At 66.2% G+C, this 18541-nt stretch carries 18 protein-coding genes, 1 tRNA gene and 1 pseudogene; 4 read left to right on the top strand and 16 right to left on the bottom strand.

The window, feature by feature from the left end:
- Window positions 1-322: 322 nt before the first annotated feature.
- Window positions 323-1390, top strand: coding sequence for a heme o synthase (gene cyoE, locus FB468_RS17040; RefSeq protein WP_170219601.1), 1068 nt, complete (start codon window positions 323-325; stop codon window positions 1388-1390).
- On the opposite strand, the gene FB468_RS01625 is transcribed toward cyoE, so the two are convergent.
- Complete coding sequence (locus FB468_RS01625; RefSeq protein ID WP_141885805.1) at window positions 1387-1983, bottom strand: helix-turn-helix domain-containing protein; 597 nt, start codon at window positions 1981-1983, stop codon at window positions 1387-1389. The genes cyoE and FB468_RS01625 overlap by 4 nt on opposite strands.
- 147 nt (window positions 1984-2130) lie before the next feature.
- Here FB468_RS01625 and FB468_RS01620 point away from each other — a divergent pair, with 147 nt between their 5' ends.
- Window positions 2131-3174, top strand: a complete 1044-nt coding sequence (locus FB468_RS01620; protein ID WP_141885804.1) for an NAD(P)/FAD-dependent oxidoreductase — start codon at window positions 2131-2133, stop codon at window positions 3172-3174.
- An 11-nt stretch (window positions 3175-3185) separates the two neighbouring features.
- Here the strand turns inward: FB468_RS01620 and FB468_RS01615 are convergent, their stop codons facing one another.
- The gene (locus FB468_RS01615; protein ID WP_141885803.1) at window positions 3186-3509 is read right to left on the bottom strand and encodes a thioredoxin family protein; all 324 of its coding nucleotides are present in this window, start codon (window positions 3507-3509) and stop codon (window positions 3186-3188) included.
- 167 nt (window positions 3510-3676) lie between these two features.
- Window positions 3677-5350 (bottom strand): GNAT family N-acetyltransferase, encoded by a 1674-nt coding sequence (locus FB468_RS17035; protein WP_246055923.1) that lies wholly within the window; start codon window positions 5348-5350, stop codon window positions 3677-3679.
- 338 nt (window positions 5351-5688) lie between these two features.
- Here FB468_RS17035 and FB468_RS01605 point away from each other — a divergent pair, with 338 nt between their 5' ends.
- The gene (locus FB468_RS01605; protein WP_141885802.1) at window positions 5689-6531 is read left to right on the top strand and encodes a DUF2690 domain-containing protein; all 843 of its coding nucleotides are present in this window, start codon (window positions 5689-5691) and stop codon (window positions 6529-6531) included.
- The gene (locus FB468_RS01600) at window positions 6522-7349 is read left to right on the top strand and encodes a hypothetical protein (protein ID WP_141885801.1); all 828 of its coding nucleotides are present in this window, start codon (window positions 6522-6524) and stop codon (window positions 7347-7349) included. Before FB468_RS01605 ends, FB468_RS01600 begins: the two co-directional genes overlap by 10 nt.
- Window positions 7350-7590: 241 nt before the next feature.
- Here FB468_RS01600 and FB468_RS01595 read toward each other — a convergent pair.
- The 13 genes and pseudogenes from FB468_RS01595 to FB468_RS01535 form a co-directional block, all read right to left on the bottom strand.
- Window positions 7591-9271, bottom strand: a pseudogene (locus tag FB468_RS01595) (long-chain-fatty-acid--CoA ligase).
- Window positions 9272-9504: 233 nt separating this feature from the next.
- Window positions 9505-9577 (bottom strand) — tRNA-Ala (locus tag FB468_RS01590).
- Window positions 9578-9673: 96 nt separating this feature from the next.
- Window positions 9674-10051, bottom strand: coding sequence for a ribosome silencing factor (gene rsfS / locus FB468_RS01585; protein ID WP_246055682.1), 378 nt, complete (start codon window positions 10049-10051; stop codon window positions 9674-9676).
- Window positions 10052-10070: 19 nt separating this feature from the next.
- Window positions 10071-11495: a hypothetical protein gene (locus tag FB468_RS01580; protein ID WP_141885800.1), complete on the bottom strand. Its 1425-nt coding sequence runs from the start codon at window positions 11493-11495 to the stop codon at window positions 10071-10073.
- Window positions 11492-12094 carry a nicotinate-nucleotide adenylyltransferase gene (nadD, locus tag FB468_RS01575; protein ID WP_281290286.1) on the bottom strand — a complete coding sequence of 201 codons (603 nt, stop codon included), beginning with the start codon at window positions 12092-12094 and terminating at the stop codon, window positions 11492-11494. The genes FB468_RS01580 and nadD overlap by 4 nt, the downstream gene beginning before the upstream one ends.
- The gene (locus FB468_RS01570) at window positions 12094-12303 is read right to left on the bottom strand and encodes a hypothetical protein (RefSeq protein WP_141885798.1); all 210 of its coding nucleotides are present in this window, start codon (window positions 12301-12303) and stop codon (window positions 12094-12096) included. Before FB468_RS01570 ends, nadD begins: the two co-directional genes overlap by 1 nt.
- A gap of 57 nt (window positions 12304-12360) precedes the next feature.
- Window positions 12361-13611, bottom strand: a complete 1251-nt coding sequence (locus FB468_RS01565) for a glutamate-5-semialdehyde dehydrogenase (protein WP_141885797.1) — start codon at window positions 13609-13611, stop codon at window positions 12361-12363.
- Window positions 13612-13634: 23 nt separating this feature from the next.
- Complete coding sequence (proB, locus tag FB468_RS01560; protein ID WP_246055681.1) at window positions 13635-14423, bottom strand: glutamate 5-kinase; 789 nt, start codon at window positions 14421-14423, stop codon at window positions 13635-13637.
- On the bottom strand, window positions 14420-15928 hold the full coding sequence (obgE, locus tag FB468_RS01555) for a GTPase ObgE (protein ID WP_141885796.1): 1509 nt from the start codon (window positions 15926-15928) through the stop codon (window positions 14420-14422). Before obgE ends, proB begins: the two co-directional genes overlap by 4 nt.
- A 169-nt stretch (window positions 15929-16097) precedes the next feature.
- Window positions 16098-16352 carry a 50S ribosomal protein L27 gene (rpmA, locus tag FB468_RS01550; protein WP_119279429.1) on the bottom strand — a complete coding sequence of 85 codons (255 nt, stop codon included), beginning with the start codon at window positions 16350-16352 and terminating at the stop codon, window positions 16098-16100.
- Window positions 16353-16380: 28 nt separating this feature from the next.
- Complete coding sequence (gene rplU / locus FB468_RS01545; RefSeq protein WP_141888053.1) at window positions 16381-16689, bottom strand: 50S ribosomal protein L21; 309 nt, start codon at window positions 16687-16689, stop codon at window positions 16381-16383.
- Window positions 16690-16825: 136 nt separating this feature from the next.
- Window positions 16826-17269: a hypothetical protein gene (locus FB468_RS01540; protein WP_141885795.1), complete on the bottom strand. Its 444-nt coding sequence runs from the start codon at window positions 17267-17269 to the stop codon at window positions 16826-16828.
- A 77-nt stretch (window positions 17270-17346) separates the two neighbouring features.
- Window positions 17347-18498, bottom strand: a complete 1152-nt coding sequence (locus FB468_RS01535) for an IS1249 family transposase (RefSeq protein ID WP_141885794.1) — start codon at window positions 18496-18498, stop codon at window positions 17347-17349.
- Window positions 18499-18541 lie beyond the last annotated feature (43 nt).

The following is an 18541-nucleotide window of genomic DNA, read 5'->3' as shown; positions in this document are numbered from 1 at the left end:
GGCGGCCGACAGCAAGTCGCTGAGCTGGGCGCGCCAACCCTCGGACGGACGCCGAGTCGGCGTCCGCTTCGAGTCTGCGTCGGGATCGTTCATACCTGCATCAATGCTATGCCGTACCGCAGACACCAGCTCCGCGCATCGTGTACACGCGAACCTGCGCGTCCGCTGGCCTTGCGGGGCCCGCAGACCCGGTATATTTGAGGGAAGAAGTCTGCGGCCCATCGGCTACGGCGCCTGGCACCGCCAGCGCTGCAGACACGCCGCACAGCAGGCGGCAAGCCGGAGCCAAATGGTGCACGGGCTTGAGAAAGGCCAGATTCGTATGCCCGCAAGTGGGATCCCTGAGGACGACCAGCAGGTCCCGAACACCCCCGAACCGCCTCGGGGTCATCGCGAGACCGCCGCGCGCGAGAGCGAGATCGCTCCCGAGTTCTCGGAGCTCGCCGACGCCGCAGTGTTCTCCGAGCGCAGCCGCGGCACCGACGCGAAGATCGCATCGCGCGCCGACGGAGATTCTGTGCGGGCCACGATCGCTCGCTACTACTCGCTCACGAAGCCCGGCGTGCTCTACGGCAACGTGCTCACGGCCGCCGCCGGCTTCCTGCTCGCCGCGGGCGTCGCTGGCGCGTTCGACGGCCTGCTCTTCCTCGCGACCATCTTCGGCACGACGTTCGTCATCGCTGCGGCCTGCGTGCTGAACAACGTGCTCGACCGCGACATCGACGACCGCATGGAGCGGACGAAGAAGCGCGCGACGGTGTCGGGCAGCATCGGCGTGCGGAACGCCGTCATCTTCTCGGTTGTGCTGTTCGTGCTCGGCAACGCGATCCTGGTGGCCTGGACGAACTGGCTCGTCGTCGCCACGGGCCTTGCCGGGTTCTTCACTTACGTCGTGTTGTACGGCATGCTCTCGAAGCGGATGAGCGTGCACGGCACGCTCGTCGGCAGCATTTCGGGTGCAGCCCCGATCTTCGCGGGCTACGTCGCGGTGACCGGCACGGTCGACGCGGCCGCGATCCTCGTGTTCCTCGCGATCTTCTTTTGGCAGATGCCTGAGTTCTATTCGATCGCCGTGTATCGGCGTGACGAGTACGCGCGCGCCGGGGTGCCCGTCATCACTGTCGTGCACGGGGTGCCGGCGGCGAAGATCCAAATCTTGCTTTATACGATCGCGTACGTGGTCGCGTCGGTGGCGCTCACTCCGCTCGGTTACACCGGGTGGGTGTACGCGGCGGTCATGGGCGTCCTCGGCATCTGGTGGATCGTCATCGGCATCCAGGGTTTCAGCGCGAAGGACGACAACGCCTGGGCCCGCCGCATGTTCCGCTTCTCGCTCATCATCATCATGGCGTACAGCCTGATGATCTCGATCGGCGCGCTGCTCCCCTAGCCGACGCCAGGCCCAGAGCGGGTGTGCGCTCGCACGTGCATCATCTCGCCCTGCGTGCCAAACAAGCTCAGCAGCTCGACCTGGCCGCGGCCGGTCGAGCCGAACCAGTGCGGCTGCTCCGTCGGAAACTCGGCGACCTCCCCCGGCCCGAGCTCGAGATCGTGCTCGCCCAAGCAGAGCCGCATTGTCCCGGAGAGCACGTATAGCCATTCGTAGCCGCTGTGCGTGCGCAACGCGGGGGTCGACTCGGTCGGGGGAATCACGAGTTTGAACGCTCGCGGTTCCGTCCGCTGACGCGTGAGCGGCACCACCGTGCGGCCGCCTGACCGCGAGTGAGGGAGCTCCACGCGCGGATCCGAGAGTTTGGGGGCAGCCACGAGCTCAACGAGCGGCACCTCAAGCGCGAGCGCGATGAGCAGCACAAGCTCCATCGTGGCGCGGCGCTGCCCCGACTCCAGCCGCGAGAGCGTACTCGTCGAGACACCCGTACGCCCCGCCAGGTCACTCAGGGTGAGGCTGCGCTTCTCGCGCGCCTTCCGAAGTCGCGCGGGGAGCTGTTCGAGCGCTGCACTTACGACGTGTTCGATTGCCATGTGAGCCATCCTCCGAGCGCACGGGTGGCGCGAGCAAACCTGTGTGCCGATTCGGCAAGGGTATTTCCTCTCCCGCTACGTCGCGGACCACGATGCATAGGAACCGACGGCTGCGAGCCTCGCGCCGCGGAACCGGAAGGAGTCATCATGCAGAACTGGGATGCAATCGTACTTGGCGGAGGGGCCGCGGGGTTGAGCGCTGCGCTCGTGCTCGCGCGAACCGGGGTGCGCACGGTTGTCGTGGAGGATCGCACGCCGCGGAACCGCCCCGCCGCCCACATGCAGGGATTCATCTCACGCAGCGGCATGAGCCCCTCCGCGCTCCTGCAGACGGCGCGGGAGGAAGTCGTGAGCTTCGGCGGTCGCATCCTCGCGGCTCGCGCGGTGTCGACCGCGGTGGCGGACGCAGGTGGAGTCTCGGTCACGTTGGATGACGGGAGCGAGCTCGCGGCGCCCGCGATCCTTATCGCTACGGGGCTGCGCGACGTGCTGCCCGATCTCCCCGGCGCCGCTGAACTCTGGGGCACGAGTGTGCACCACTGCCCGCACTGCCACGGTCGCGAGGTCGCCGGTCAGAGTATCGCGGTGATCGGGAGCGACGTCGCAGGGGGCGCGATGTCTCTGCATCAGGCGGCGCTCATGCGCCGCTACAGCGACAGGGTCACGTTCTACCCGAACGGGATCGCGGTGCCAGCCCACCAGCGCAGGGAGCTCGACAGCATTGGGGTCGTGATCGTTGACGACGGGAGGGTCTCGCGGCTTGAGCGGCCGGGCGGCGCCGGTGTCGGTGTTGGCGGCGCCGGCGGCGGAGTCGGCGGCGGAGTCGGCGGCGGAGTCGGCGGAGTCGGCGGCGAAGTCGAACTTTCCTTCGCTGACGGCGGTACGGCCGCACACGACGCCGTCTTTATTGCGCCACGCATGGTGCCGCGCGACGAAGCGTTCTCGGGCCTCGGGCTGACGCGGGCGCCGCAGGGCGGGTGGATCACGGTCGATGCGACCGGCCGCACCTCACTCGGTGGAGTGTGGGCGGCCGGCAACATCGCGAATCCCCGCGCACAGGTCATTACTGCCGCTGGCGAGGGGTCGACGGCGGCCATCGACATGTCAGGATACTTGCTGGGTCTTGACCTCGGCAGGTCCCTCAACGGCGAGGCCGCGAGCTGGTACGGCGTAGGGGTGCCGGGGGCCTAGCTCGAGGCTGTTTACCTCGCGATCGCCGCTGCGACCCGCTGTGTAAAGGGTTGCAGCGGCATCGCCCCCGAGAACGTTTCAAGCACCTGGTCGCCGCGGGCGATCACAAACGTTGGAACCGCGGTCACCCGGTACTTCATCGAGAGCTCCGGGTTGGCATCGATGTCGACCCGCGCGACGGCGACCGATGCCTCGTTCGCCTCAGCGAACTGGTCAACGATCGGGATCATCGCGCGGCACGGTGCGCACCACTCGGCCCAGAACTGGATCACGACAGGCCGGTCGTCGGCGAGCGCCGCATCAAGAGTGGCTGTGGTTGCGTCGAAGGTTGCCATTGTTGTCCCGCTTTCCTTGTTGGTTGCTCACCTCTTGGTTGCTCACCTCTTGGTTGCTCACCTCGTGGTTGCAAACCTTTGGTTGCTGAGCTCCAAGGATGACCGGACAGCAGACGCCTACGCGAAAATCTTTGCCGCTTTGGCACGGGCACACGCAGTGACCACACTCAGACCCACTTCGCGAGCGTGACGGAGCGGTCACGTTCTGTGAACCCCAGACGCTCGTAGAGACCGAGGGCGCCGCTCGGATTCGCCGAGTCGACGTCGAGCAGTGCGTTCACGAAGCCGGCCTCGCGATACGCGCTGAGCGCGGCGGCGATGACGGCGGTTGAGAGGCCCCTGCCGCGCCAGTCCCGCACAACGCCGATCGTGGACATGTAGCCGAACGAGCCGCCGTTCAGCTCCCACTCTTCCTCGTTCACCTCGGTGAGTACGACCGCGACAACGCGCACGGGGTCGCCGGCCTCCCCTGAACCCGTCGTGAGCACTCGCGACAGCTCGGGGGCGAACTCGTCAAGGTCGAGGTCGTCCGCCCACTCCTCTTCGGTCATCGGGCGCGAACCCCAGTGATCGCGGAACGCGTCGTTCACCGCAACGCGCGTCGCTTCGGAGAGCTCACTGGTGAAGACGCGGGCCTCGACCCCCGCGGGCAGCTCGCGCACAGGGATCTCGTCGGCGAGAGACCGCCCGAGTTCCATCCACCAGCGCACCGGCTGGTAGCCCGCGGCGGCGGCGAGGTCGCGCACACCCGTGCTCTCCGCCCGCGCCCCGAGGCTCAGCATGCCGGGAAGCTTGGCGTCGACGCTCGCGAGCAGCTGCCGTCCGCGCGCCTCCTGCCAGGCGAGCATTCCCCTACCGATACCGCGCCCGCGCCACTGCGGGTGGACGACCCCGTCAACGAACACGTCGACCTGGTCGCGCCAGTCGTCGTCGAGCTTCGCCTCGCCGTGCGCGACAAGGGTACCGTCGGCGGCGAAGGCGAGAACCGTGTCGGTTTCGAGGGTGAACCGCTCCCCCTTGAGCCAGAGCTTCACGCTGTCGAGGGCCACGAGCTCGCGCGGGTGGTCAACCGCGCCCGCAGCGCTGTACAGATCGTGGATGGCTTCCACGTCGCCAGGGGTTGCGGGCCGCCAGGTGAGCCGGTCGCCCGGGGCGCTTGTGGACGCTCCGGGTTGTGTATCGGCGGGCTGCGGCAGCTCCGGGAGCGTGGCCGGCGCAAACACCCGCTTGGCGAGCGGCACCCCCGCGGCCGCGAATGCGCGCGAATAAATCTCGCGCACCGCTGCGTGCTTACGCAGGTTGTAGGCCATCGCCGTCTGCGGCCCGCCCTCAGCGGCGGCGGCCTTCGCCTCCGCGTACATCTTCGCGTCCTCGGGGTGGGCCCGCAGCCAGTCGCGAAAGAGCAGGTGGCGGGCTGGCTCGGCGGTGCCCTGGGCGAACACGTGCAGGTTCACGCGCGGCTGTTCGAGTCTGAGCATGCGGTGCCCGTCGAGCTCGGGCTCCCGCACCGTGTGTCGATATCCGAGCGCCGTGAGCGCCGGTACATAGCTCGCTTCATCATCCGGGTCGAGCACGATGAGGTCGAGGTCGATGACGTCTTTTGCGGGGAGCCCCAGCACGGCGGTTGAACCAACGTGCTCGATCGAGACGACGGCGTCCCCGAGGGCCGTCCGGATCGCCTCGGTAAGAACCACGGCTCGATCAGGCCACCCCGTGTTCGGCGGCACGACGCTCAGCGCCTCGGGCCCGGGCTCGCCGTCGACCCAGGGATCCGCGAACTCCTCACCGTCTCGAAAATCTGCGATCCCGTCCGGAAGCGCGTCAGTCTGTAGGCCGTCCATGCTATTCACGTTCGGCACTGTATCGGTGTGAGGCGGCCGCCCGCTAGTGAAAATCGCGCAATTGGCAACAGCGGTTAGCGGCCAGAACCGGTAGTCCAGGGCCGGGGGCACCCGCCAACGGGACGAAGAACGGGGCCTTCCGCGGGCGTTCGGCACTCGAACGGAATATCGAAACCCGCGGAATCATGCGGAACTCATGCCTGCACCCCTCGGCCGAGGGGCCCCAAGCCTGAGAGTTACCTCAGCGCCGCCTATCCTTGAGCTGAAGACGCTATTCACGATTTCCGGATCACCGGACGAAAGCGTTCGAACACTCGAACGCCACTCTGGAGGAGTACATGTTGAACGCTGCGCCGTCAGAAGCCAGTGCGACGCGCGACGGGGCGCCTGGTTCCCCCGAGTCTGCCACCCCAGGCGACTCGGTCGAGGCCTTCGCCGAAGCGCTACGCGACCTGAAGATCGCCTCGGGAAACCCGACCCTGGCCGCCATCAGCGACCAGACCGGGATCTCGAAGAGTGTGATCTCGGTTGCGCTCGCCGGGAAGATCCTTCCCACTGAGAACACGGTCCTCAAGCTTGTCACGCTGTTCGGCGGGAACCTGAAGGAGTGGCGCGCGCGCCGAGCCGCGCTCGCGCCGGGCGGCTCCAGCGCCGAGCCCGCGGGAGAAGCCGGCGCACCGAGCAAAAGGTTCTCGCTCGGTCAAACCATCGCCATCGCTGGAGGCGCCGCAGCCGTCGCGGCGCTCATCACCGGCCTGACGGTCGGCGCGCTCGCGGCGCCATCGTCGAGCGCGGACGCGGCGAGCCGTCACCTTAGCCCCGCGGCCGACGGGATCGACCCGATGCTCACGAGCTGCCGCGACGACGCGGTGATCGCCGCGTCGGAGGCTCGCCTCGACAACGAGGTGCACGTGCAGCTCATGTACTCGAACAACTGCATGGCGGTGTGGGGCAGGGTGACCCGCTACGACAACAAGACCGAGGGAAATACGATGACGATGCGGGTGTGGCCGCTCGATGACCCCGACAGCGAGCGCGCGCAGTCGCGCACCGACATCGGCCTGCAGTCGCTCTATACCCCGATGATCATCGAGCCCGACACCGCGGCTCGCATTTGCGGCCAAGCGACGATCACCGTCGACGGCAAGACGGAAGACCTCGGGCCCAAGCTATGCATCTGACCCCAGCCCGCACCCGCACTCGCACCCGCACCCTTCTTCTCGCCGCAGCGGCCGCAGCGACCGCACTCTTCCTCTCCGCGTGCAGCTCTTCCGTTTCAGGCGGTGGGCCGTCGCAGGAGACGGCGAAATTCGGCCCGTTCGAGGCGGAGGCCGCGAGCGTCTCCGAGAGCAGGATCAACGGGCCCACCGCGATCCTGCTCCCCGACGATGCGACCGCTGAGCTCGACGCGGCCGCTCTGCTCGGCACCGGCGCAGAACTGCCGCCGCTCCCCGACCTCGAGAACTACCGCGTCACGAGCGAGCAGTACACGTACACCCTCGACGGGAAGCGCCCCGTACTCGTCGGTGTGGTCCAGGCGACCCACACGATGCACTTCCGTGGCTACACCGAAGACGAGTTCGTCACCTTCGTGCTCGGCATCAGCGCGGAGGAGGTGCCGCGCGAGATCTCGCGGACGAGGATCCTGCGTGGTGGTGAGCACACTGCCACGATTGCAGGCAGGTCCGACCTCGGCGTGGTTGCCGTGCTCCTCACGGGCGCGCTGAACACGAACGTGCCGCACGATAGCCGCCTCGTCGGCGTCGATGCAGTGCGCGCGACCGAGGTGTGGGGCAAAGAGCACGGCTACCCGGGCTACGGCGAGGAGACGGCGACGTTCTATCTCGCGGCGAGCCCGGACGCGTGTGCCACGCGGGTCGAGCAGTACACCGTGGCGAACGGGATCCCGGAGAGCGTCGAGGAGTTCGCCGACGCGCAGCCGGGCGACGCCACTTGCCGCCTGCCGAACGGCGACGAGCACCCCGTACCGTCGCTCTAGCGCCGTGCTGGTGCGTTGCGCGTTGCACGGCGCGGGTTCAGATGCCGTCACCGCTCACTCATTCGCCTGAGGCTCGCTAGCGCAGTCAGATTCGGCGCGCCGACGAATGCGGTGACGATGCCAACTGGAACCTCGCCAACTGCGGCGCGCCCGCAGGGCAATCGCTCCGCAGCGCGGCCCCTGGCACGGGTCAAGGCGATGCCCCGTGGCAGCACATCGCTGAGATCTTGGTCAACCGGTCTCAGGAGTCCACGAGAAGCATTTCTCGCACCTCGCGTCGCAACACTTTCCCAATCAACGACCGCGGCAATTCATCGACGAGGTCCACCCGCATCGGAACCTTGTACGCAGCGAGCCTGGTCCGGCAGAAGTCACGCGCACCCGCGGGATTGACGTCAGCACCGTCCCGGGTAACGATCGCAGCCACGACGATCTCAGCCCCATCACCCCGTGGCAGCGACACGACTGCCGCATCCTCGATATCTGGGTGCGACAGCAGCACCTCTTCAACCTCAGAAGGCGACACGTTGAAACCGCCAGTGATGATCAACTCCTTGCGGCGGTCGACGACAGTCACGAAACCATCCGTTGAGACTGTGACGATGTCTCCAGTACGGAGCCACCCGCCATCCAGCAGCGTCTCCGCGGTTTCCTCTGGGCGTTTCCAATACCCGCCAAAGACCTGCGGGCCGCGGATGAGGAGCTCTCCCGGCTGGCCGGTCTCCACCTCGGTCGACGGCTCATCTGGCTCAACCACGTGAATATCGGTGCTCGGGAACGGCACCCCCACGGAACCGGGGCGCCGAGTGGGCCCGGCAGGGTTACCGAGCGCAACCGGAGACGCCTCCGTCATGCCGTAGCCCTCCGCAAGCAATCCCCCGCTAATCTTCTCCCAACGTTGCACCGTCGACACTGGCAGCGGCGTCGCTCCGGAAATCGCGAACCGCACCGTCGAGAGGTCTAGCTCACCGTGAGGCGCCGCGCGGGCGAGACGGTCATACATCGGAGGCCCACCGGGTAAGAGCGTGGGCGGGGAGTGCTTCGTTGCCTTCTTAACGAGATCGACGTCAAAGGTGGGGAAAAGCACCAGCCGGGCGCCAACGTTCATCGGAAACGTCAGACACAGCGTCAGTCCGCACGCATGGAACAGCGGGAGCACGCCATAGAACACCACGTTGCCCTCGCGCAACCCGGGCAACCACTCGCGACCCTGCATCGCGTTCGCACGGAGATAGGCGTGCGTGAGAATCGCGCCTTTTCAGCATGCCAGTCGTGCCGCTCGTGTACTAGAACACCGCAACGTCGTCGAGCTGTGGCCCAGCTACGCGCGACGAGAGCCGCTTCCCCAAAAGCGACTCCCACGAGTGCCTTCCTTTGGCGGCGAGACGCACCGTGAGCTTCTTACGCGCGGCTCGAGCTGCCGGAATCGGGAGGCGAAGCGCATTTTGCTGCGCGGTCGGCATCGATTTGGTCATGTTCACAGTGACGATGCGCTCTGTCCACGCATCCGCTGGGAGCTGATCGACTTTCCCACTGACTACGTCCCACACGATGGCTACTTTGGCTTCGTGATCCTCGAATTGATGGCGAAGCTCGCGCTCCGTGTACAACGGGTTGTGTTCAACGACGACGGCTCCCAAGCGCAGCACCGCGTAGAGCGCTACAACATGCTGCGGGCAGCTGGGAAGCACAAGCGCGACCCTGTCCCCCGCTCGCGCCCCAAGCTTGCGCAACCCTCCGGCGGCACGCTCGACCTGCACATGCAGGTCTCGATAGTTTGTGGTCCGCCCAAAGCACTCCAGCGCAACATGCTTCGAAAACTGCTTTGCGCTCGCATTCAACGCCTCCGGAAGTGTCTGGGTGACCGGGTCGATATCAGAGCGCACCCCGTCGGCGTACGCGGCCAGCCACGGCCGCTCCAAGCCTGAATGAGCCTGCCAGATGTTGACGATACTCGCTGATCTTCCCGCCCATGCATCCCACCAGCCTACGGAGGCCCCATTCCCGGCACTGCATCTACGTCAGCCGAGCGGGGCCGCGGAGAGACCACAGGTCACCGCAGTGAGACCAGCAGCTCCAGCCAGGCCAGCACAGCACAGCACAGCTCCAAAAACGCCAAAAGCCCCCAACTCATCGAGTAGGAGGCTTCAGTACGTGGATCTGAGGGGATTCGAACCCCTGACCCCCTGCATGCCATGCAGGTGCGCTACCAACTGCGCCACAGACCCTCATGGAAGTCGGGCGAATGCTCGCCCGACAACTCTTCTATTCTACACCAGCCCGGATCGCACGAAGCAAATCGACGCGCCCGGAACCGGCACGAATTACTGGGCGGCGACCTCGATCATCGACGCAGTGTCGATGACGGGAGAATCGTGCCACAGCCGTTCGAGCTGGTAGAAGTCGCGCTCTTCCTGATGGAAGACGTGCACCATGATGTCGCCGAAGTCGAGGAGCACCCAGCGGCCACCTTCGCGGCCCTCGCGCCTGATCGTGCGAACGCCAGCCTCGTTCATCTCGCGCTCGATCTCATCCGAGATCGCCTGCACGTTCCGCTCAACACTGCCGGTCACGATGAGGAACGCGTCCGCGTACCCGAAGTGCTCGCCAACGTTCAGCGCAACGGGAGCAATTGCCCCCTTGCTATCGGCAGCGCGCACAGCGATCTGCAAGTCGGCCAGCAAGTCTCGTGCTTCTGCCACGTGTGTACCTCTCAAGGTATTAGTTAAAGAATCCCTGCGTCGCGGCAAACACCACGACGCCGATGACGACGACAATCAAGCCGCCACCCGAAAGAGCGAGGATCAGCGGCATCTTGCTGCGATCCTTCGTCGGCTCGGCGACGACGGGCACCTCGGGCCGGCGACGCGCGCTGACGGCGCTCAGCGCGGAGACGGGCATCGGCCCAGACTCCGTCGACGACGCGATCGACCCGGGCGCCTCCCCCGAAAGGAACGGGTCGAAATCAATCGAGTCGTGAATACCCGAGTGTCCGCCAGTCTCCCCCATCGACTTCGGGAGCTCGATCGACCCTGTCACGAAAAGCTCGCCGGTCGCGCCCAGCGGGCCTGTCAGGCCACCGGTGTCGCCGGGATGCGAGGGCAGGATCAGCGCCGAGGCGCCGGTACCGCCAGTACTCCCCTCCTGCGCAACCGCGCGGGAGATGAGGTCGTCAAAGTCGCCCGAGTCGCCCGGCGCGGAGATGTTCGCCGCACGCGAGGGGTCATCGAATACCGAGCGCCACTCCTCGGGCGGCTGGATGTCAGGGAACGAGTAGCCGGCGGTATCGGTACCAGTGTCGGTGCCGGCGTCGCGATCAGCCTCTTCGTCAGCTTCGACCTCAGCCTCTGCTTCAACCTCAATGGCGCTGGCATTAAGGTCCTCGGCGACGAGCTCGACGTCGATCTCTTCAACGACTTCAACGACGGGTTCTTCGACGGGCTCTGCAGCTTCGACGGGCTCTACAGTCTCGACGACCTCAACAGCCTCAGCCTCCACGGCCTCAGCTTCGTCAATATCAGCAATATCAGCGTCAACATCGATGATCGCGTTCGGCTCGGTCGCAAACAGGTTCGCGACGGCCTCGGCGTCTCCGGTCGGCGACTTCGGCTCCGCAGCGTCGAGCATCTCCTCGAGCGTGAAGGCCTCCGTCGGCGCGTCGAGCTCGGGCTCAACCTCACCCTCAGCGGCCTCGGATGCGCCGGCCTGCGGCAGGTCTTCGAGGCTCAGCGCCTCGGTCGGCGCACCGTAGGAATCGTCGGGAGTGAGCAGCGCCTCCGGGGTGTCTGCCTCCGCAGCGTCTGCCTCCGTGGCATCTGCCTTACCGACGTCGCTCGCGGGCTCCTCGACCGGATCCTCGTCCGCCTGATCCTCGTCCCGCTGCGCGGCGAGCAGCTCTGCCGCCGCTGCCTCCCGCAGTTCGCGCATCTCGCGCCGGGTACGGGGCGTGCCGTCTGGGTTGAGCGGATCAATCTCGATGCTGCCGAGATCAACTGCGCTTGGCTCCGCGACGACTGCCCCCTCGGCTGCCGCGGCCTCTTCGCTCGCGACAATGTCTTCGATCGAATCGACGCCCTCGCGTTCGGCCTGCTCGCGCAGGCGCATCTCGCGCCGCGTCAAGGGCCGTTCGTGCTCTTGCTCACTCATCTATTAGTCGCTTCCTCGGAATACAAGCCGTGCTTGGCGATGTACTGCACTACCCCATCAGGTACTAGGTACCACACAGGGTAACCTCTCGATACCCGTTCCCTACAGTCTGTAGAGGAAATAGACAGCGCCGGAATTTCTAGCATGCTTACGTTGTCGTGCGAAAGCCCCGACAGGGACAGCTCGTGACCGGGCCGTGAAACGGCGATGAAGTGAGCAAGCTCCCACAGCTGCTCAACGTCTTTCCAACTCACGATCTGCTGCACCGCGTCCGCCCCAGAGATGAAGAACAGCTCTGCGTCGGGCATGAGCCGCTTCAAGTCCCGCAGCGTGTCGACCGTGTAGGTCGGCCCATCGCGGTCGACATCGACACGGCTCACGGTGAACTGCGGGTTTGATGCCGTCGCGATGACGGTCATCAGGTATCGGTGCTCGCTCTCAGAGACATTGCTCTTCTGCCAGGGCTGCCCCGTTGGCACGAACACGACCTCGTCAAGGTCAAAGCTCTTCGCTACCTCGCTAGCGGCGACGAGGTGGCCATGGTGAATTGGGTCGAAGGTGCCGCCCATCACCCCCACACGTCGCCGACTAGCCACGATTAGTGCTGCTGCGCCTCACCGTGCTCGCGGGCGTAGGCGGCGGCCTTCTCAGCGTGGCGGTTTGCGACGTCACGGAACGAGAACACCACAAGCGCTGAAACAACGAACAGCGAGAAGACGATGACGCCATACACGGGAGCGGGCATCGGAAGCTCGGTAACGACGTGGCTTGCGCCCTCGGCTGCTGCAATCGTGGCTGCAAATGACATGAAGAGCCCTGACCTTTCCTATGGCAGAAATACTTACTACAAGCCTACAGGGTTTGGCTAGCGAATCTGCCCAGTGCCACGCACAAGCCACTTCGTGCTCGTGAGTTCCGCGAGCCCCATCGGGCCGCGCGCGTGCATCTTCTGGGTGGAAATGCCCACTTCGGCGCCGAACCCGAACTCACCGCCGTCAGTGAACCTGGTCGAGGAGTTCACCATCACCACGGCGGAGTCGACCTCGGCGAGGAAGCGCTCGGCGTTCGCGAAATCGCTCGTCACGATCGACTCGGTGTGCTTCGTCGAGTAAGTATCGATGTGTGCGATCGCTTCGTCAAGCGAATCCACGACACGCACCCCCATCGCAAGGTCGAGGTGCTCGGTCGCCCAGGTTTCGTCGGTCGCGGCCTCGCGTGCGCCGGCCGCCCGCGCGCGCTCGTCGCCATACAGCACGACACCGCGCTGCTCGAGCACCGCGAGAATGCTCGGAAGCAGTTCCCCCACCTGGTCGGCGTGCACGAGCAGCGTTTCGGCAGAGTTGCAGACGCTCGGCCTGTGGGTCTTCGCGTTCACGACGATCGAGTGCGCCATATCAAAGTCGGCCGAGGCGTCGACGTAGACGTGGACAATACCGGCGCCGGTTTCAATCACGGGCACCGTTGACTCGTTCACGACCGTCGAGATGAGGCCAGCGCTGCCGCGGGGAATGAGCACATCCACGTACCCGCGGGCCCGCATGAGGCGCCCCGCGCCCTCACGCCCGAACGGGTCAATCGTCTGAAATGCGTTGCCGTCGATGCCGCTCCGCCTGACCGACTCCTGGATGAGCCGCACGAGCACGCGGTTCGAGTTCTCCGCCGCAGAGCCACCCCGGAGGACCGCCCCGTTGCCGCTCTTCAGCGCGAGCGCCGCAATATCGACGGTCACATTCGGCCGCGCCTCATAAATCGCGCCAACCACGCCAAAGGGCACCCGCGTCTGGGCGATCGTGATCCCGTTGGGCAGCGTGCTGCCGCGCACGATCTGGCCGACCGGGTCGGGGAGCGCGATGATCTCGCGAACGGCCGCCGCTAGCCCGAGGATGCGTTCTTCGTCGAGCCTCAGCCTGTCGAGCAGCCCGTCGCCGATGTTGTTCTCGACGCCGCGGGCGAGGTCAAGCTCGTTTGCCGCAATGATTTCCGGGATCGCGCCCTCGAGCGCGCGCGCCATATCCTCGAGCGCGGCGTTCTTCGTCGCGGTCGTGGCGGTCGCGAGTTTGCGCGACGCCTGCTTCGCGCGGGTCAGGAGATCAACGAAGGCATCATTGCTAGACATGACGCCATTCTAGCCCGCGCGGGCTAGCGAGAAGCGGCGCCGAAGAGCGTCCCGTGATCAGCACCGTCGAGCACCGCGGCGAGCAGCCGCGCCTCGGTGAGCAGCACGGTAGTGCCCGCGTCAGCGGCGAGCCGGGCCGCCTGCACCTTGGTGGCCGCTCCCCCGGTGCCCCAGCCCGACTGGCTCTCGCCAATGCGAACCCCATCAAGCGGGTCGCCGTAGGGCACGCTCGCGATCCGCTCCGCGCCGACAACCTCCGGCGGCGCGGTGTAGAGGGCGTCGATGTCGGAGAGCAGCACGAGCTGGTCAGCCTCGACAAGTCGGGCAACGAGCGCGGCGAGCCTGTCGTTGTCACCGAAGCGGATCTCGTGGGTTGCGACCGTATCGTTCTCGTTGATGATCGGCACGGTGCCGAGGGCGAGCAGCCGCTCGAGCGCGCGACGCGCGTTGCCGCGGTGGGTCGGGTTCTCCATGTCGTGCGCGGTGAGGAGCACCTGCCCCGCGACGAGGTCGTGGCTGCTCAGCGCGCGCTGGTAGCGGTTCACGAGAATGTTCTGGCCCACCGCGGCCGCGGCCTGCTGGGTCGCCAGGTCGTCGGGCCGCGCGTCGATGTTCAAGAACGGCACGCCGGTCGCGATCGCGCCGCTGGAGACGAGGATCACCTCGGCGCCGGCGGCGCGGAGGCGCGCGAGTGAATCAACGAGGACGGGGATCTGGCCTGCATTGTCGCCGGACACGGACGAGGATCCCACCTTGACGACGACCCGCCGCGCCGCGAGCAGGGTCTGCCCGCGCGTTCCCGCCTCGCTCACTCGGTGGACTCCCACATCCCTGAGCGACGCTCCTCCTCGAGCTGCTCACGGGCGGCGGCTTTCGCGTCCATGAGGTCGTGGTAATCGGAACGGCGCTGCTTGTTGGTGCGACGCTGGGGCCCGTCGAGCCTGTCGTCGCTGCCGCGGACACCAACCTGCACCTCAGCGGCGCTCGTGAGCGACGGCTCCCAGTCGAAGACGACGCCCTGGCCCGGGCCAATCACGACGGTCGACCCGGCGACCGCGCCGGCCTTCACTAGCGCGTCCTCGATGCCGAGCTTCTGCAGCCTGTCGGCGAGGTAGCCGACAGCCTCGTCGTTCTGGAAGTCGGTCTGCTGCACCCAGCGCTCGGGCTTCTGCCCGAGCACGCGGAAGAGCGTGCCGTAGGTGCCGCCCTCGGTGACGACGCGGAAGCCGGCCTGGCGATCCACCGCCTTCGGCGTCAGCACGATGCGCTCGAGGCGCTCGCTCTCTGCCTGCTCCTTCGCGCGGGCGTCCTCGACGACCTCGGCGAGCGCGAAGCCGAGCTCACGGAGGCCCTCACGCGACGCCGTCGAGATCTCGAAGACGCGGTACCCCATCGCCTCGAGGTCGGGCCGCACGAACTCGGCGAGCTCGCGAGCCTCGGGCACGTCGATCTTGTTCAGCGCGACGAGCTGCGGGCGGTCGAGCAGCGGGATCTGCCCTTCGGGGACCTCATACGCCGCGAGCTCCTTCTTGATGATCTCAAGGTCGGAGAGCGGGTCGCGCCCGGGCTCGAGCGTCGCGCAGTCGAGCACGTGGAGCAGCGCGCTGCAGCGCTCGACGTGGCGCAGGAAGTCGAGGCCGAGGCCCTTGCCCTCGCTCGCGCCCTCGATGAGTCCCGGTACGTCGGCGACGGTGAAGCGGGTCGAACCGGCCTCGACGACGCCGAGGTTCGGGTGCAGCGTCGTGAACGGGTAGTCCGCGATCTTGGGCCGGGCTGCGCTCATCGCAGCGATGAGGCTCGACTTACCGGCAGACGGGAGCCCCACGAGCGCGACGTCTGCGATTGTCTTGAGCTCGAGCGTGACGTCGCCTGCCCAACCCTCGGTGCCGAGCAGCGCGAAGCCAGGGGCCTTGCGCTTCTGGCTCGCGAGCGCGTGGTTACCGAGCCCGCCGAGGCCGCCCTCAGCGACGACGAAGCGGGTGCCGGCCTCGGTGAGGTCTGCGAGCACCTCCCCCTCGGTGTCCTTCACCACGGTTCCGACGGGAACGGGGAGCACGAGCTCAGCCCCGTGCGCACCCGCGCGGTAGTCGCCCGCGCCGTACGCTCCGTTCTCGGCAGAGCGGTGGGGCCTGCGGTGGTACTCGAGCAGCGTCGTCACCTGCGGGTCTGCGAGCAGCACGATCGTGCCACCGTTGCCGCCAGCACCGCCGTCTGGCCCGGCCAGCGGCTTAAATTTCTCGCGCCGAACAGAGACACAGCCGTTTCCGCCTCGACCCGCCTGCAGGTGCAGTTGGACCTGATCCACGAACGTCACCATGAGAGATTCCCCTTCCGACCCGAAGACGCGATCGAGTAACTACATTTTGCCTGACGCACGCGCCAAAGCGACACCGGATTACGTCGTGTGCGCGCCCTGCGGGCACGCACCATCCGGCCAGATACGACAAAAGGCGAGCCGAAGCTCGCCTTTGTCGATACCGAACTACTTACGCAGCGGCGACGATGTTGACGACCTTGCGGCCACCCTTCGCACCGAACTCGACTGCGCCCGCTGCGAGAGCGAACAGCGTGTCGTCTCCGCCACGGCCAACGTTGACGCCGGGGTGGAAGTGGGTTCCGCGCTGACGCACGATGATCTCGCCGGCGTTCACCTGCTGCCCACCGAAGCGCTTCACGCCGAGGCGCTGTGCGTTCGAGTCGCGGCCGTTCTTGCTGGAGCCGACGCCCTTCTTGGATGCCATTGGTCTGTCTCCTTAGAGTCTAAAAGTGTTACTTGATGCCGGTGACCTTGAGGCGCGTCAGATCCTGACGGTGCCCCTGGCGGCTCTTGTAACCGGTCTTGTTCTTGTAACGCTGGATGACGATCTTCGGCCCACGAAGGTCGTCAAGGACCTCGGCCGTAACCTTCACCTTTGCGAGAGCCGAAGCGTCGCTCGTCACCTTGTCGCCGTCAACGAGGAGAACAGCCGGGAGCTCAATGTTGCCCTTAGCGTCTCCCGATACACGGTTTACAGTGATGATCGAGCCAACCTCGACCTTCTCCTGTCGTCCGCTTGTGCGCACTACTGCGTAAACCACTTGGTCACCCATCTCTCGAGGATCGTCTTAATCGTGTCGAATCGCGAACCCGTCACGATCGAAGTCATACGTGCACTTCTCGCCTCAAAAGCGAGTACGCACAACGGTCAATAATAACGCGAATTATCGCGTCCGGTCAAATAAGGGTCGGCGTGTCAGTCTGCGCCCCGCCACGACCGCCGGTCCTGGCGTCGAGCGCGTCGAGCAGCATCCGCTCAGGATCGAGGGCGGAGCCCCCGGTCGAGGCGGCCTCGGCCGCGGGCTTGGAGCCCGCCGCTGACTGCGCGCGCGACGAACGCGTACGCGCGCCGCGCTTCGGGGCACCGCTGTCAGTGACAGCGGGTGCCTCGGCAGACGCGCCGTTTTCACGGCTCGCCTCTCCCTTACCCACGGTCTCAGCAAGCTCAGCGGCAAGCGCCGCCGCCCCTGCCGATGCCGCGGTCTCCTCAGCGCCGGAGCGCTGGGACGTCTTGTGCGCCGCTTTCGGGGCGCTTGCGGGCGCACCCGCACGCGAGCTCACCCGCCGGTTGCGCGACTTCGAGGCGCCAGCGGGTGGCGCGTCGGGGAGCGCGTCAAGCACGCTCTCGAGCGCGGCAGCCGGAGCTTGTGCCTGTGCCTGGGCCTATAGGACAAAAAGTGTGTAAACCGTTGGGCGTGTCAGGTCCGCCCTCCCCATCCTTTGCGTAGCCAGAGGCCTTCGCTGGCGTCAAGGCCGGTGCCGTAGAGCTCGGGGCTCGGGTCTGGTTCCGTGAACCGGGGGCGTGGGTTCACTGGCGGGTTGATCACTTCGTGCGTGATGAACGAGTGCGCGGTCTGGAGCAGTCCTGCTTGTTTTAGAGCGAACCATTCCGCGACGCGTTTCTGATGGACGGTGGGCATTCCGCGATGGAATCGGAGGAGTGTTTTCAGGACCGAGTTGAAGGCTCCCTCGAGGCCGCTCGTGGTTCTGGGGATATCGATCTGAACGAAAGTGAACAGGTGTCCGCGGCGTTGGATCTCGGTGAGGAGCCGGTACGCCTTCCGAAGCCGGTCGTGGGTGTACCACCACTGTTTCCCGGTGGGTGAGTCCCATGACCCGTCCTTGAGTCTGCGCCTCGCGTACGAGCGTTCACGAGTGAGGCGTCCGTAGATCGAATGCCAGGCGTTCAACCGCTTGAGCCAGCCGAGAGCGTCCTCTGGCGTTTGTACTTGTGAAAGCTGTTTTGTGAGCGCGAGGAGCGTCTGCCCAGCAACGGTGCGGGGTCTCCAGGTGAGATGGGTGCGTATGTTCATCAGGACGTGGAAGATGCAACGCTGCACGCGCGTATCCGGCCACACTGTTTTGAGTGCCGCGTTCAGGCCTGGCCCGCCATCACACACCACCACGAGTGGGGCAGGGATCTGCGCGAACAACGCACCCCACGCGGCCTGGGTTTCGGTCGAGCACCACTGGAACGCGAGCGGGGTGAGGTCCTCATCGAGCGCGACCAGGAGACACCATCCACCAACGTACGTTCCGTCCACGATCACGCACCTCGGCGGTATCGTCACGGTCGGGAGCGTTGGCCTGATTTGCCAGCACCATTCGATCTCCCGGCGGAAGGTTCGGTCTGAGACTCGTTCCGCGGCTTCGGCTTGTGAGTCCTTGCCCAGGAGCCAGGACAGGAACCGGTCGAGGGTGTGCCGGCGGGTGAGGTCTGCCCGTTTCCTGGTTGAGGAGCTGCCGCAGTTCAGGCATCTCCAGCACCTGGTTCCCGCGCTCGTGAAACCGTTCTTCACGAGCGCGTTGCCGCATACCAGACAGGTGGACGAGTTGGTTGTTTTCGGCACGGTTAATGGTGCCGGGGTATAGCGAACCTCGTACTACGGCATG

Source organism: Leucobacter komagatae (assembly GCF_006716085.1).
GTDB lineage: Bacteria > Actinomycetota > Actinomycetes > Actinomycetales > Microbacteriaceae > Leucobacter > Leucobacter komagatae.
Note: the sequence above shows the minus strand (reverse complement) of the source record. Positions and strands in the feature narration are given on the sequence as shown.

What these genes read in the sequence shown, in the direction of transcription:
- FB468_RS01615 (WP_141885803.1), bottom strand. Translation starts at nt 3,509, where the DNA reads ATGGCAACCTTCGACGCAACCACAGCCACTCTTGATGCGGCGCTCGCC.
- FB468_RS01600 (WP_141885801.1), top strand. Translation starts at nt 6,522, where the DNA reads ATGCATCTGACCCCAGCCCGCACCCGCACTCGCACCCGCACCCTTCTT.
- FB468_RS01570 (WP_141885798.1), bottom strand. Translation starts at nt 12,303, where the DNA reads ATGTCATTTGCAGCCACGATTGCAGCAGCCGAGGGCGCAAGCCACGTC.
- FB468_RS01565 (WP_141885797.1), bottom strand. Translation starts at nt 13,611, where the DNA reads ATGTCTAGCAATGATGCCTTCGTTGATCTCCTGACCCGCGCGAAGCAG.
- rpmA (WP_119279429.1), bottom strand. Translation starts at nt 16,352, where the DNA reads ATGGCATCCAAGAAGGGCGTCGGCTCCAGCAAGAACGGCCGCGACTCG.
- FB468_RS01625 (WP_141885805.1), bottom strand. Translation starts at nt 1,983, where the DNA reads ATGGCAATCGAACACGTCGTAAGTGCAGCGCTCGAACAGCTCCCCGCG.
- FB468_RS01620 (WP_141885804.1), top strand. Translation starts at nt 2,131, where the DNA reads ATGCAGAACTGGGATGCAATCGTACTTGGCGGAGGGGCCGCGGGGTTG.
- obgE (WP_141885796.1), bottom strand. Translation starts at nt 15,928, where the DNA reads ATGGTGACGTTCGTGGATCAGGTCCAACTGCACCTGCAGGCGGGTCGA.
- FB468_RS17035 (WP_246055923.1), bottom strand. Translation starts at nt 5,350, where the DNA reads ATGGACGGCCTACAGACTGACGCGCTTCCGGACGGGATCGCAGATTTT.
- FB468_RS01580 (WP_141885800.1), bottom strand. Translation starts at nt 11,495, where the DNA reads ATGAGTGAGCAAGAGCACGAACGGCCCTTGACGCGGCGCGAGATGCGC.
- FB468_RS01605 (WP_141885802.1), top strand. Translation starts at nt 5,689, where the DNA reads ATGTTGAACGCTGCGCCGTCAGAAGCCAGTGCGACGCGCGACGGGGCG.
- cyoE (WP_170219601.1), top strand. Translation starts at nt 323, where the DNA reads ATGCCCGCAAGTGGGATCCCTGAGGACGACCAGCAGGTCCCGAACACC.